The sequence below is a fragment of the Maritalea myrionectae DSM 19524 genome, assembly GCF_000423365.1.
GTDB lineage: Bacteria > Pseudomonadota > Alphaproteobacteria > Rhizobiales > Devosiaceae > Maritalea > Maritalea myrionectae.
This window is the reverse complement of the sequence record NZ_AUHV01000002.1, coordinates 874,455-888,271: the sequence shown is the minus strand read 5'-3', so window position 1 is coordinate 888,271 and position 13,817 is coordinate 874,455. Positions and strand designations below refer to the sequence as shown.

Annotated in this window: 11 protein-coding genes and 2 riboswitches; of the genes, 6 read left to right on the top strand and 5 right to left on the bottom strand. The window is 53.5% G+C overall.

The annotated features are described in order from the left end of the window. Positions 1-158 precede the first annotated feature (158 nt). Positions 159-1,793 (top strand): peptide ABC transporter substrate-binding protein, encoded by a 1,635-nt coding sequence (locus G549_RS0104615; protein ID WP_027834039.1) that lies wholly within the window; start codon positions 159-161, stop codon positions 1,791-1,793. A gap of 80 nt (positions 1,794-1,873) precedes the next feature. Here the strand turns inward: G549_RS0104615 and G549_RS0104610 are convergent, their stop codons facing one another. Continuing rightward, positions 1,874-2,716 (bottom strand): IclR family transcriptional regulator, encoded by an 843-nt coding sequence (locus G549_RS0104610; protein WP_051213359.1) that lies wholly within the window; start codon positions 2,714-2,716, stop codon positions 1,874-1,876. A 61-nt stretch (positions 2,717-2,777) separates the two neighbouring features. Then, positions 2,778-3,893, bottom strand: a complete 1,116-nt coding sequence (locus G549_RS0104605) for an NAD(P)/FAD-dependent oxidoreductase (RefSeq protein ID WP_036220992.1) — start codon at positions 3,891-3,893, stop codon at positions 2,778-2,780. A gap of 55 nt (positions 3,894-3,948) precedes the next feature. Continuing rightward, positions 3,949-4,183: riboswitch (cobalamin riboswitch) on the top strand. A gap of 80 nt (positions 4,184-4,263) precedes the next feature. On the opposite strand from G549_RS0104605, the gene G549_RS0104600 reads away from it, so the two are divergent. After that, positions 4,264-4,941 (top strand): energy-coupling factor ABC transporter permease, encoded by a 678-nt coding sequence (locus tag G549_RS0104600; RefSeq protein ID WP_027834036.1) that lies wholly within the window; start codon positions 4,264-4,266, stop codon positions 4,939-4,941. Between the two features lie 74 nt (positions 4,942-5,015). Here the strand turns inward: G549_RS0104600 and G549_RS0104595 are convergent, their stop codons facing one another. The 3 genes from G549_RS0104595 to G549_RS19045 are packed head-to-tail and all read right to left on the bottom strand — an operon-like array spanning position 5,016 to position 9,790. Then, the gene (locus tag G549_RS0104595; RefSeq protein ID WP_210162393.1) at positions 5,016-8,231 is read right to left on the bottom strand and encodes a 2Fe-2S iron-sulfur cluster-binding protein; all 3,216 of its coding nucleotides are present in this window, start codon (positions 8,229-8,231) and stop codon (positions 5,016-5,018) included. A 12-nt stretch (positions 8,232-8,243) separates the two neighbouring features. Next, a complete protein-coding gene (locus G549_RS0104590; protein WP_027834034.1) occupies positions 8,244-9,311 on the bottom strand; it encodes a threonine aldolase family protein in 1,068 nt (355 codons plus the stop codon). 29 nt (positions 9,312-9,340) lie between these two features. Next, positions 9,341-9,790, bottom strand: a complete 450-nt coding sequence (locus tag G549_RS19045) for a MarR family winged helix-turn-helix transcriptional regulator (RefSeq protein WP_051213357.1) — start codon at positions 9,788-9,790, stop codon at positions 9,341-9,343. 116 nt (positions 9,791-9,906) lie between these two features. On the opposite strand from G549_RS19045, the gene G549_RS19040 reads away from it, so the two are divergent. The 4 genes from G549_RS19040 to mnmC2 all read left to right on the top strand — a co-directional run bounded on the left by G549_RS19040 (position 9,907) and on the right by mnmC2 (position 13,565). Then, entirely contained in the window at positions 9,907-10,923 is a 1,017-nt protein-coding gene (locus tag G549_RS19040; protein ID WP_051213355.1) for a TRAP transporter substrate-binding protein, read from the top strand. A gap of 3 nt (positions 10,924-10,926) precedes the next feature. Beyond that, complete coding sequence (locus G549_RS0104575; protein ID WP_027834033.1) at positions 10,927-11,424, top strand: TRAP transporter small permease; 498 nt, start codon at positions 10,927-10,929, stop codon at positions 11,422-11,424. Beyond that, entirely contained in the window at positions 11,421-12,725 is a 1,305-nt protein-coding gene (locus tag G549_RS0104570) for a TRAP transporter large permease (RefSeq protein WP_027834032.1), read from the top strand. Before G549_RS0104575 ends, G549_RS0104570 begins: the two co-directional genes overlap by 4 nt. Positions 12,726-12,857: 132 nt before the next feature. After that, the gene (gene mnmC2 / locus G549_RS0104565) at positions 12,858-13,565 is read left to right on the top strand and encodes a tRNA (5-methylaminomethyl-2-thiouridine)(34)-methyltransferase MnmC2 (protein ID WP_036220987.1); all 708 of its coding nucleotides are present in this window, start codon (positions 12,858-12,860) and stop codon (positions 13,563-13,565) included. A gap of 22 nt (positions 13,566-13,587) precedes the next feature. After that, a riboswitch (cobalamin riboswitch) is annotated at positions 13,588-13,803 on the top strand. Positions 13,804-13,817 lie beyond the last annotated feature (14 nt).

Below are 13,817 nucleotides of genomic sequence, written 5' to 3'. Positions count from 1 at the left end.
CGTTCCGTTTTGCTGCAATTTGCGCGGCCCACGATTGCCGTGTCGACATCAAAACACGTCTTGTCAGACTCCAATTATTTAAATACAATAACATAAATTGCAATACAATACTTGCAATTAAGTGCTGATACAAAGCACGAAAAATAATGGAGGGACATATGAAATTTTCTAAATTACTGAGAGCCGTTTCCTTGGGCGCGTTGTTGGCCACTGGCATCGCTGCGCCAAGCCTTGCGGCGATGACGCACCCTGACACGGGCGAAAAACTTGCTGAGGAACAAGTTTTTACCTACCGCCTGCTGGACGGCATTCCAACGCTTGATCCACAAATGATGGAAGAAGTGATGGGCTTTGCCTTCGCGCGCGATCTGTTTGAGGGCCTGCTCAATCAAGATGCAGACGGCAATTTGGTGCCTGGTGTGGCCACGAGCTGGGACGTGAACGACACGAATGATGTCTACACATTCCATTTGCGTGAAAATGCAAAATGGTCCAATGGCGATCCTGTCACGGCCCACGACTTCGTTTATGCGTGGCAACGCTCAATTGATCCGGAACTGGCCTCGCCCTACGCTTGGTATGTTGAATTGATGGCAATTGAAAATGCCAGCGAAATTCTAGCTGGTGAGAAGGATAAATCAGAGTTGGGCGTCCGCGCTGTTGACGATTATACCTTTGAAGTGCGCCTCACCACACCGTTGCCCTATTTCGCATCAATGACCGTATTGGCCACCGTTTTCCCAGTGCACCAAGCGACCGTTGAAAAATATGGCAACGACTGGACCCGGCCAGAGAATATGGTCTCAAACGGGGCGTATAAGCTGACCGAATGGGTGTTGAATGAGCGGACCGTACGTGAGCGCAACCCCTACTACTGGAACAATGATGAAACCATCATTGATAAGGTTTTGACCTATGTGATCAGCGAAGAAAATGTCGCCTTCACGCGCTATAATGCGGGCGAGTTGGATATGACTGCGGTGCCGTCTGGCCAGTTCACGCGACTTAAGCAAGAACGCCCGGACGAAACGCTGTCTTTGCCTTATCTCGGCTCCTATTATTACAGCTTCAACTTGGCTGATAACGGCCCTGAAGCCTTCAAAGATGTGCGGGTGCGTAAAGCCCTCTCCTATGCGGTTGATCGCAAGGTGATTGTGGAGAATATCCTGCAAGGCGGTCAGCGCGAAGCCTATAATGTGGTGCCTTTGGCCACAGCAGACTTTACCGATCCTGACACCGATTATGGCAATTGGTCTCAAGCAGAACGCGATGAAAAAGCGCGGGCGCTTTTGGCAGAAGCTGGATATGGCGACGACAATCCACTCAACTTCAAGCTGCTCTACAACACGTCGGAAACCCACAAAAAGATTGCGACAGCCATTTCGCAAATGTGGAAGCAAAAGCTGAATGTAGATGCTGAGCTGAACAATATGGAATGGCGGACCATGCTGGAAACAGCACGTAATGATGAGTTCGACATGGTGCGTTATGCCTGGATTGGCGACTACAACGAAGCTTCAACTTTCCTCGACCTTTACACCTCAAATAGTCCCCAAAACTGGGCAAACTATGTGAATGACGAGGTCGATCAGATGATGGCCGACGCCAAAGTGTCTTCAAAGCCTGGCCCGATCTACACGGAAATTGAGAAAATCCTGGCGCGCGATATGCCGGTGATTCCGATCTATCACTACACGTCGGTGATTATGCTCAATACGCAGGTGAAAGGCTGGCCGATGAACAATATTCAACAAAACTGGTACAGCCGCGATTTGTATAAAGTGGCCGAATAAGAGCCACACTCTCCCAAAAACTAACCCCCAAAGGGTCGGCCTTCGGGCTGGCCCTTTTTCATGGCTGATCGCTAGTCGGCTTAACTAAAATTGGGGTTGTTCGATACCGCTTCTGAAATCTGCTGTGCTGTGCGCAACAGCAAATCACCATAGGTCTTGTCCACTTTGGCCATGGTCCAGTCATTACCATAAACGCAAATATTCATGGAGGCGATGACCCGTCCGAACCGATCATAGATCGGTGCGCCAATGGTGCGCTCACCCACAATGCATTCTTGATCTGCGCTGGCAAAGCCACGTTTGCGCGCAATCTCCAATGCTTCGTTGAGTTGATCAAGGTCCGTCAAGGTGTGTGGAGTGAAGGGATGCAAAGGCGATTGCGCCAAAATGGCATCACACTCTTCCCTTGGCAAAGCCGAAAGATAAGCGCGACCGCTCGCCGTACAAAACATGGGCACGCGCCCACCGACCGGCGGGTTGCCATAGGGGCTGTCTTCATAGGTTTGCCGCATCACATAAACAACGTCGGTGCCCCGCGGTAGCGCCAGGTTCACAGCCTTGTTCGACTTTTCCCGCGCCCGCAGCAAAAATGGCGCCGCGGTAGAAATGATTGGCTCAGAAATGGAATAGCTGAAGCCCAGCTCCAGCAGCCGCAAAGCTGGCTTAAGCTGGCGGCTGCGCGGATCGCGTTTTAAATAACCCAATTCCACCAGTGTGTGGCAAAACCGCTGGGCGGCACTTTTTCCTAAACCTGTGGTGATCGCCACCTCAGATAGGCTAAGCGAGCTATGGCCGCGAAATGCTTCAAGCACCCGGAATGCTTTCTCCACGGAACCGACAAATAGCGCGTCACGGGGTTTGCCATCATTTACAGATTGTTGCGACTCTCTCAAGCGATGGGAGAGTCCGTCAGAATTGGTCATTTATACGTCCTAAGATTTGCCAAGTGCGATCCTATCACAAATAAAATTTCAGCCGCAATTGTCATCGAAGCAATCTATTGCCTGGAGTGAATTCTTTTGGGATGGAAGGGGCGGTTTCATCGCCACATAAGGCGCCTAAAACAGATTGTGCCATCAAATGCGCAATGCCGAAGCTAATTTTGAACCCGCCAGTGGCCACGTAAAGCCAATCATGTTGAGGTATTACGCCTAACAATGGGTCGCGCCCCTGCGCTTGTGGGCGCACACCGGCCCAACGCTCAATCACGGGTGCGTCCGTGACCAATGGGCAAAGCGCGCGCGCTTTTTCGACCACATCGTCCAACAAGTGATCGGTTTCGCGCCCTTCGGTAAATTCTTTCTCGCTGGTGGAGCCGATAGCTGTGGTCCCATCATCATGCACAATCAAATAAACACCGTCCGAATAAATGATCGGCAAGTTCGGATCTAAATCCGTGCCCAACACGGCGGCTTGTCCCTTCACGCCGCGCCCGGAGATGCTGGGTGCATAGGGCCGCAACATGTCAAAGCTGGCCAAACCAGCAGACACCAAAACCTTGTCAGCATGCAAAATGCTGCCGTCGCCCAAGGTCACCTGCTTTTCGCCCAGAAATGCGGCGCGGGTGGCAAAGCGCATATCAATGCTGCCATGTAGCGAACCGGCCAGCGCCATAATCAGTTTGCGCGGCGAAAGCCGAGCGCTGAAATTATCAGCGGCGACCCCAAATGGCATCGCCTCAACAGCGGGCCAGTTGGCGGCAGGCCCGGCGTCCATATGCTGCATGGCAAAGGCACTCTGTTCGGTCTGCCAAAACTCATTTGCGCCTTCAGCCCGTCGCGCCACGTCGTCCACATGATGTTCTTTCAAAATAGGCGCAATGCGACCCACGCGACGATAGCCGACATTTTGCCCCGTACGCGCTTCAATTTCTTGCAGCAGGCCGGGCAACTGGTTCAGGGCTTCAAACTGGAATTGTTTCTTCGCATTCCATCGATCCGGGCTGTGCGGCATCAATGCACCCAACACACCGCCGCTCGCGCCAGCGGCAATGCCATGCTCTTCCACGAGCACAGTTTTGAGCCCGCGTTGGGCTGCAAAATAGGCACTCCAAAGGCCCACAATGCCGCCACCGATAATGATCAGGTCAAATCTTTCCATGGCTATGGGATTGACCAGAAAAAAATGGAATTGACAAGGTTGTTTTGGCCTAACTAGCTTACTTCGGCGATCAGGTGCCCAGAAATCTGCTGTTTAACGATTCTCTGGGTGAAACGGGAAGCTGGTGCGATCGACCCAATTCGGGGATCAATTCCGGCACTGCCCCCGCAACGGTAGGCAAGTTAAGGACCGGCCAAAAACCACTGTCATGATGATGGGAAGGTGGCTGAACTCCGATGGTGAAAACCATGCTTGCAAGTCCGGAGACCGGCCTGAACGCATAAGCGGTTTTCCAATGAGAAAGCCAGTCTTTAGCCTTCGCACGCGCACGGGGAAACGTTGCGCCTGTGAAATATGTTCGAGGAACAAAATGCATATTGAACCCGGAATTGTAGATGGCGCCAAAATGGTGCTGAGCTATGCAACCGCCACCGCCGCCATCGGCTATGGCGCCAAAATCGCTTTGGACACGATCAAAGCGGATGGCGTCGCCGCCTTGGCCGTGCGGTCAATCATCACCACGGCGATGGTTTTTGCCTATTTCCAAGTGCTGCCCCATCACCCGGTAGGCGTTTCAGAGGTCCATTTGATCATGGGCTCCACTTTGCTTTTATTGTTTGGTGCAGCTCCTGCCGCCATTGGCCTGTTGGCCGGGTTGATGTTGCAGGGCCTCCTGTTTGCCCCATTTGATCTGCCGCAATATGGCATCAATGTCACAACGCTTTTGGTGCCGCTGTTCGCCATGTCAGCCTTGGCGCAACGCATCATTCCCGCAAAAACCGCCTATAAAGATGTCAGCTACACACAGGCGCTCAAGCTCTCCACCACGTATCAGGGTGGCATCGTTGCTTGGGTCATGTTCTGGGCTTTTTACGGTCAGGGTTTCGGCGCTGAAAATGTGGCGCAAGTGCTCAGCTTTGGCGCAGCCTACATGCTGGTGGTGATTGTCGAGCCACTGGTTGATTTGGGCGCATTGGCCATCGCCAAAAATGCGCACCATCTCAAAGATAGCGACCTGTTTGAAAAACGTCTTTTCGCCAGCGCATAGTCGATTTGCAAATTGAAGATGTGAAAGGCATCCGGCCCCGCGCCGGGTGCCTTTTTATTGCGCAAGGCGCGGGACTATAAATTCACTTCCAACACACCATCAGGATCTGCCGCGCGCGATTGGCAAAGGATAATGCTGTCTTCCTTTTGCTTTTTCGACAACACGAAATCCCGATGCTCCACCTCGCCAGAAACGATACCGCATTTGCACACGCCGCAAATCCCGTCCGAGCATTTCACATCAATCTGAATGCCGTTTTCCTGCAACACGTCGGTGGCGGATTTATCCGCTGGCACCAGGAATTCTTGGCCTGACTTGGCCAGTTTCAAGGTGAAGGGGTGGTTTTCATATTCGGGCAGCTCGGGCACGTTGAAATATTCAAGATGCCGCTCGTCTTCGGCAAAACCGTGCCGTTCGGCGCTTTCCATCACCCCGGCCATAAAGCGGTCGGGGCCGCAGCAATAAACATGCTGCCCCGGCTGATAGTCGCGCAAAACCGCATCAAGGTCGGCACGCGTGCCCTCATCACTAAAGTGATAATGCACCCGATCCGCCCATTCAAACTGCGCTAGATCGTCCAAGAAACCGGCATTTTTGCGAGACGAGCAGCAATAATGCAACTCAAAATCAGCGCCAATCGCATGCAAACGGTGGGCCATGGCGATCATCGGGGTCACCCCAATGCCGCCGCCCATCAAAAAGCTCTTGCTGGCCTGCTCCTCTAAGGGGAAATGATTGATCGGCTTGGAAATAAAAATCTTCCGCCCTTCAGTGAAAATGCGGTGCAGCAATTGCGAACCGCCGCGCCCTTCATCTTCGCGCAACACGCCAATTTGATATTTCGAATTGTCTGCTGGATCGCCGGACATGGAATATTGCCGCAAAAATTCTGGCGCCACCACAATGTCCAGATGCGCCCCCGCTGTCCATTCGGGCAGGGGACTGCCATCAAGCGTTTTAAATTCATATTTGGTGACGCTATCGGTCATGGCTTCGGCCTTGGTGATCTGTACGCGGATCACCGGCGCGTCGCCCTCAATGCGATATTCGTGCGCCAATCCTTCCGTCTCGCCCCGCGCCAGCTTTACCTTATATTGCTCCGCCGTGATCATTGCCTGATAGGCTTCAATGCCCTTTTCCCGATCCATGGGGAAGGGAAATGGCCAAGGATGCGGCGCCAGATTGGCCGGATAAACCGCCAAGGTTTGGTCTTCAAACTTCAGATCCAAATCCTTTTGCAGATCGCGCTCATTCACCTTGTGTGGGGTGGGGCGATAGCCACCATCCTCATGCAGCTCAATGTCCCACCACCATTTTTTCACCAAATTGCGCTCGCCATTGCCCAATGCGTCATCCAGTTTAGCTAAGGCAGGCGCGGCTTTGGGGATGTTCATTGCGGCCCAGAGGAAGGGCGCTTCAGCAAAAACACCTTCCAAATTCCACGGGCAGGTTTTCATGCAGCGACCACACATGGCGCCGCCCTCATTGGTGATGCGATAGGTGGTGCATTTCTGGCTATCTGATTTCCAAATCTCATAGCCATTAAACATCAGCTTCGGCCCGGCAGTAATCGCCCCGGAGGGACATTCGCGGGCGCACTTGTTGCAGCTTTCGCAAAATTGCTGCAATCCAAAGGAGATGGGCTTATCGTGGGTCAGGGGCATGGTGGTGGTCACCACGCCAGATTTGAGCCTTGGCCCCAAAAACGGGTTGAGGATCACTTCGCCAATGCGGCTCACTTCCCCAAGGCCAGACAGAAGCATCAATGGTGGTTGCAATACTTCACCATCCATCACCGTATGGGCACGGGCGCCGTAGCCAAGCGAACGGATTTGTTTGGCCACAATGCTGCCCAAGATCGAAAAGCGCAAATAGGCGCGCATAGATTGCGATACGGCAATCCAATCGTCGCCAGAGGCCCCTTCCATTGTGTCATATCCTTGGTCGATCACCATGGAAATGGCTTGATCATGCGGCGGATCAATCGGGTCGCCCACCGCGTCGTGAGAATACCATGTCCAGTCAGGACAACGCGAAATGCCCACGGCGTCGACACCCAAAAAATGCGACATGGCTTTTACATTATCTGCATTTCGCTGCGCATCTGATGTTGTGCGAGATGGTGTTTCCGACGCTTCACCATCTTGCAACAGCACGAACGCGCCCAAAGCCCGCCGCTGCGCCATGGAAGGCGCAGATTTGCGCACATATTTGCCCCCGCGCGACGCCTCTTGATTGCGTTTGCCCATATCGCCAAAAAGCGAGCGGGCGAACATATCCGTACGCTTCGGCACGCGCGGCACGCGGTCTTCATCGATAAAAGTGGTCGGCTCATCCACCCGCTTCAAGGTTTCAAATGGATGGGCACCATCCATAAAACGTCGGCGCGCATAAGGATCAGCATTCTTCGCGCTTTTGCCGGTGCCATAGCCCAGCTGCCACGCCCAACCTTTCATCTGAGATTTCGGCTGTTCTGTAAGCGGTGCCAATGGACGATCATGAGCAAACTCGAAATCGGTGGTCACCGCCGCGATGGAAAAATGCGGTCCCAAATACGGATTGATCAGACAGCAATTTTCGACGTTTGCTAACCCGGCTTCCACAGCCAGTCGGTTCAAATCCACATCACTGGTAGAGTGGGAGTGGGCACGGGCATCATAACCCAGCAGCCTGATATATTGCGCCAATACCACAGCGGCCTCATTGGCGCGCAGGGCAGAACGGTGCGCCTGCGCCCCATTCAGCCACTCAGCACCGGGCTCGTCCGGCCAAATCTTGCGCGGATGCTCTACCAGAAACACAAGAGCGTGCCGATGATGGGTCATTTCACGCGGCGGCGCGTTCATCGCATCGCGCAAATCCGCCATGATCATATCGACGCCAGACGCGAGTGATTTGGTTTGGTCCGTCCGCAATTTTTGCGCCAGACGTTCAATGTCAGGATTGCGAAACGGCACGTCGAGCGACATCTCGGGAGTGAACGCACATGTCCCGGCCATGGCCACATCAGAGAAATAGCCAAATGCCTTTAAATGGTTTTGCCGTTCGGTCAGATCATTGGGTACTTCTGCTTTGGCCTTGTTGACCAACCCATCGCGGATTGCGTCGAGCATCGCCTGGCTTTCCGCCATCGCATTGATGATGTTTTCCGGCATTGCATCATAGCGAAACCGCATTTGCTCAAATTTGGGTAGCCTGTCCAAATGGGCAGCTTGGTCGACGCGCTTAAGCCGCTCCAGCGGAAATGAGCCAAGGTGAAACGGGCGTTTTTTATTCGAAAAATACTTCAACTCAATCGTCCTCTATGCCGCGTTTGGAATCGGCTGGTGGGAAAGGATTTTGATGATTTGATCGGCAGCATGTTCACAATCTGCGCGGGATACATCTTTGTGGGTGACAAGCCGCACCGTGTTGCGGCCGAGGGCATTGATCAAAACACCATGCGCTTTTGCTGCACGAACCAACTCGCCCGCGCGTATCGCCTCCGTTGTCAATTCGAACACCACAATGTTGGTTTGCACGCTGTCGGGGTTCAGTGTGAGGTGTGGGCACTCCGCCAAACGTGCGGCAAGCGCTTTGGCGTTGGCGTGATCATCTGTCAATCGCGCCATGTTGTGGGACAAGGCAAATCGTGCCGTTGCGGCGTAGTACCCTGTTTGGCGCATCGCGCCGCCAAACATGCGCCGAAAGCGCACGGCGCGTTCAATAAAGTCATTATCGCCGACCAGCATAGAGCCGCCGGGCGCGCCCAGCCCTTTGGAAAAAGACACCATTACGGCATCAAATGGCGCTGCTAAATCTGCAACCGTTTGGCCGCTTGCAACCGCCGCATTCCAAAGCCGTGCGCCATCCATATAACTGAAAATGTTGCGTTCTTTGGCCAATTGGCAAATCTCTTGCGCCACTTCTGGCGGAAAAAGCGTGCCGCCACACCGATTGTGGGTTTGCTCCACCTGCACCATGGTGGTGGGCGGAAAGATGTGGTGGTTTTTCGGTTTGATGGCGGCGTCAAATGCGTCCACAATGAACCAACCCTGTTCACCGATTTCGGAGAATTGCACGCCCGCATTGGCTGCGCTGCCGCCTGTCTCATGCCACACCGCATGGCTTTGCTTAGCGACGATGACATCATCGCCGGGTTGGGTTGTTGTTTTCATGGCGACTTGGTTGGCCATGGTGCCCGACGGCAGCCATAGCGCGCGCTCCTTGCCCAAAAGCTGCGCCACCTCGTCTTGCAACAAGTTGGTTTCAATATCCTCGCCATATTGATCATCGCCCACGCGTGCTTCAGCCATCGCGGCCAACATGCCCGCACACGGCTTGGTCACCGTATCGGAGCGCAAGTCAATCACAGCTTCCCTATCTGGCACGTTCGATCATCCCCCCCCTAAACAAAGCCTCAAAGTCGCATCAATTTTACGTCTTCACCTTCGGTCATTTGGTCGATAGCGTTCATCATGATCGCGTAAGTTTCCGCGTCCAATTTGCTTGCAAAGTGCTCGTTCAGTTCGCGCACCAACACGTGGCACGCTTTCATCTTTTCCTCGCCTAATGGTGTTAGTGCGATGTCCCGATATCGTTTATCGTCATCAATGCCGTTGCGTTCGATAAAGCCGCGCTTTTCCATGTCGCGAAGGAGACGTGAAACAGCTGGCCGCGCGATGCAGATATAATCGGCAAGCCCAGAAGGTGAATGCACCCCCTCCATGCCCACGCCGCGCAACACGCACCACATGAGGCGCGTCACGCCGTGCTCGGAGAGTTGCTTCTCCAACTTTGCTTCCATAATCCGCGCCAACCGGGTGACTTTGAACCCGACGCGATTATGAAGTGTAAATTCCTCAGCCAATGATCGCCTCCATAACAAACCAGTTGACTTGCCCCACATCATATTCTTTTATGTAGTTAACATGGATAACTATCTATGTTAAGTACTAAACGAGATTCAAATGAGGGGGAGAGATCATGCGAATTGAATTCACGAATTTTAGACAGGCCATTTCGGTCGGTTTGGCCAGTGTTGGGCTGATGTTGGGCGCTGTGTCAGTTCAAGCGGAGGAGTTGAAGCTGGCGCACTTTATGCCGTCGATGCACCCAATGGACCAAGGGGTGATGACGCCATTGGCCAAGCAGTTGGAAGCGGCAACAGATGGCGAACTGACAATCCGCATTTACCCATCGGGTGAGCTGGGCAAAGGCCCCGTACAGCAATATAAACGAGTGGTCACTGGTGTGGCCGATATTGTGTTTGGCATTCCTGAATACACACCAAAACAATTCAGTAAAACGGCGATGGTACACATTCCGGGTCTGTTTCCGGATGGCACAGCCGCAACCCATGCATTGTGGGACAATTTGGACCTGATCAAGGATGAATATGCGCAGGTGAAGTTGCTCGGCCTATGGGCCAACAACCCCTCAGTATTGATCACCCGCGAAAAGCCAGTGCGCACGGTTGCTGATATGCAAGGCATGAAAATCCGCACGCCGAACCCGGTGATGGCCGAATTGGTCAAAGCCTGGGGCGGCATTCCAGTGTCTATGCCCACCACAGACACCTATAACGCCATGAACACCGGTGTGATTGACGCGGTTATGATCGGGCCATCAGGCATTCGATCCTACAAGCTCAATGAAACCGCCAAATATGTCACAACCAATATCCCATCTGCGTTGGATAGCTTTTACCTGCTGATGAACCAATCAAGCTGGGACAAACTAAGCGATGAGCATAAAACGAAACTGGACGAACTTGCAGGGCGCTATTTGAGCCTCCGCGGTGCACAGGCCTTTTATGAGGCGGGCCAAGCCGGGCTGGAACTGGCACGCGAAAGTGGTGTTGAACTGATCCAGATTGATGGTGAAGCAGATGCCGAGTTCCGGGAAACGATGAAGCCGACGCTGGACGCATTTATCGAAAAAGTTGGTCAGGAAAAGGGTGTTGACGGTCAAATGATTGTTGACGCATTGGCTGGCAACTAAGCCATGGAAAACGAAAAATTTGGGGCGCCAGCGCAGCAACAAAATGCTGCCTGGCGCCGCTGGGTGGAGGCGCCATTGGTGATCTGTGGCGCCGCCCTTGTGTTCATGCTGATGGGGCTTTCCTTTGCTGATGCCCTGCTGCGGTCGCTCTTTAATATGCCCATCTTTGGGGCCAATGATTACGCGCAAATATTGTTGTCCTTTGCCGTCGCCATATGCCTGCCACTCTGTGTGCTTTCGGGGCGGCTAATCGCCATTGATACCATCACCAATATGCTGCCCAACGCGGTGCAAAACCTGCTGGATTGGGTCGTCACGATCATGGGTGTTGTTATTCTGAGCTACCTGACATGGCGTGCCTTTTCCAATGCGCTGGAAGCGGCTACCTTTGGCGAAAGCACCTTGTTGCTGCAATTGCCCTTTGGTCCTTCCTATTACGCGATTGCCGCGGGCAGCGGCTTAAGCGCCGTTCTGTTGCTGGTCGAAAGGGTCTTGCGATGAGCCCCGAAATATATGGTATTTTGGGCTTTGTCGCCCTATTCGCCTTTTTAGCAATGGGCGCGCCGGTGGCGATCGCATTGCTTGTGGTGGGCTTTGTCGGCACCATCTTTCTGTCGGGCTTCCAAGCCGCCGCCTTCACGCTCAGCGGGCAGGTTTTTGCCACCGTCACCGTCTATGAACTGACCATAATTCCATTGTTCATTCTCATGGGCAATTTGGCGTCGGCAGCGGGTCTGAGTCGTGATTTGTTCGAAGCGGCCCACAAAATGATTGGTCGATTTAAAGGCGGACTTGCGGGGGCCACGATTGTTGGCTGTGCCGGCTTCGCCGCCTTGTCTGGCTCGTCCATCGCCTCGGCAATCACAATGGGCAAAGTCGCCTATCCCGAAATGCGGCGTTTCAACTATGGTGCCAAATTGGCCACCGGGTCCATCGCTGCGGGTGGCACATTGGGCATCCTTATTCCGCCCTCGACTGGTTTTGTGATCTATGCGGTGCTCACCGAAGAATCCATCGGTCGCCTGTTTATGGCGGGCGTTTTGCCCGGCATTTTGCTCACCACCATGTTTTTGCTGGCCATTGCCGTGGTCACCTTTTTCTGGCCAGAGGAAGGACCACGCGGGCCTAAATTCACAGCAAAGGAAAAACTGACCAGCCTGTTTCGTGCCACAGGCATTGCTGGCATTGTGTTGATCACCATCGGTGGCATTTATACCGGGTTGTTCACCCCGGTCGAAGCGGCAGGCGTAGGCGCTTTCTTCGCTTTGTTCATGCTGATCATCCGCCGCAAATGCACGTGGGCAACACTTTATGATGTCAGCGCCGAAACGCTCAAAACCACAGGCATGGCCTTCTTCATCTTGATCGGCGCCAATGTGTTTGCGCCCTTCGTTTCCCTGTCACACCTGCCGGCAACCATCGCTACGGGCATGGCAGGCTTGGCCTTGGGCACATACGGTACCTTGGCGCTCATCTTGCTGGGCTATGTGATTTTGGGCATGTTTATTGAAGGCTTGTCGCTTTTGGTGATCACCCTGCCGATCGTGTTCCCGCTGGTCGTGGGTCTCGGATTTGATCCAATCTGGCTTGGCGTGGTGATGGTGATCGTTTTGGAAATGGGGCTTATCTCACCCCCAGTTGGCGTCAATGTTTTCATTGTGAAAAGCGTGGTGCAAGATGTGAAGATCGAAACCATCTTTGCGGGCATCATGCCGTTCTGGTTGGCCATGATCGTTACCTTGGCGCTGATTGTGATTTTCCCAGAAATCGCACTCATGTTGCCCAACGCAATGTTCAACTAACCTTCGCAAAAGTCCTTCCCCTTCAAGGGGAGGGATTTGAGGTGAGGTGAAACAGGCCAACTGAAACGCACCGCGACGTCACCAGAATTTTATGCTAAGCGTCCGCACAACCTACGGTGCAGGATTGTTAAAATGACCAAACCTCCCCATCTTGAATGGCATGAAAATGACATGCCGTTTTCACCCGAATTTGGCGATCATTTCTATTCCCATGCCGACGGGCGGTTGGAATGTGATTATGTTTTTATCCAGTCCAACACTATTCCCGAGCGTTGGACGCAGACGGATCAATTTTCCATCGGCGAGCTCGGCTTCGGCACCGGTTTAAACTTTCTCGAAACATGGTGGCAATGGCGCGACGTGCGAGGCGATGGCCAAGTGCTTCACTTCACCTCCTTCGAGCTTTATCCCATGACCGCAGCGCAGATTGAGCGCGCACTCGAACCATGGCCGATGCTGACGGAACTGCGCGACCTGATGCTGCACCATTGGGATCAAGTCGCTATTGGCAACGCGGTGGAGATTGAACCGGGAATTGTACTCCAGCTACAAATTGGCGATGTCACCCAAACCTTGCCCAAATGGCAGGGCATGGCGGACGCCTGGTATTTGGACGGGTTTGCCCCCGCCAAAAATCCGGCCATGTGGGGCGAAGAATTGATGCAAGCACTCGCAGCGCATACCCACCCAAAAGGCACATTCGCCACCTACACGGCAGCGGGCTGGGTGCGCCGCAATTTGCAGGCGGCAGGTTTTGACGTAACCCGCAAAAAGGGTCATGCGGGCAAGCGGCAAATGATGTGCGGTCAATTAAAAGCCACTGACCAATTGAATGATTGACGCCCCTTGCTGCACGTGCAATTCATAAGGTTCATGCGACGGTCTTATGGGTGCAAAAGCACCTTATAAGTGAAAAGGGAACATGGTGAGTTCGACCCAATTCGGGGAACGAATCCAAGGCTGCCCCCGCAACTGTAAGCGATGAGATCGCAACCAATGTGCCACTGAAATTTCGGGAAGGCTGGTTGAGATCGCTCGAATCGCGAGCCAGGAGACCTGCCGACGCCAACATAACTCGAATGCCGTCGGGTG

Coding starts and splice junctions, on each gene's coding strand:
- G549_RS0104575 (WP_027834033.1), top strand. CDS start 10,927: ATGGAAAACGAAAAATTTGGGGCGCCAGCGCAGCAACAAAATGCTGCC.
- G549_RS19040 (WP_051213355.1), top strand. CDS start 9,907: ATGCGAATTGAATTCACGAATTTTAGACAGGCCATTTCGGTCGGTTTG.
- G549_RS0104615 (WP_027834039.1), top strand. CDS start 159: ATGAAATTTTCTAAATTACTGAGAGCCGTTTCCTTGGGCGCGTTGTTG.
- G549_RS0104570 (WP_027834032.1), top strand. CDS start 11,421: ATGAGCCCCGAAATATATGGTATTTTGGGCTTTGTCGCCCTATTCGCC.
- mnmC2 (WP_036220987.1), top strand. CDS start 12,858: ATGACCAAACCTCCCCATCTTGAATGGCATGAAAATGACATGCCGTTT.
- G549_RS0104605 (WP_036220992.1), bottom strand. CDS start 3,893: ATGGAAAGATTTGACCTGATCATTATCGGTGGCGGCATTGTGGGCCTT.
- G549_RS0104610 (WP_051213359.1), bottom strand. CDS start 2,716: ATGACCAATTCTGACGGACTCTCCCATCGCTTGAGAGAGTCGCAACAA.
- G549_RS0104600 (WP_027834036.1), top strand. CDS start 4,264: ATGCATATTGAACCCGGAATTGTAGATGGCGCCAAAATGGTGCTGAGC.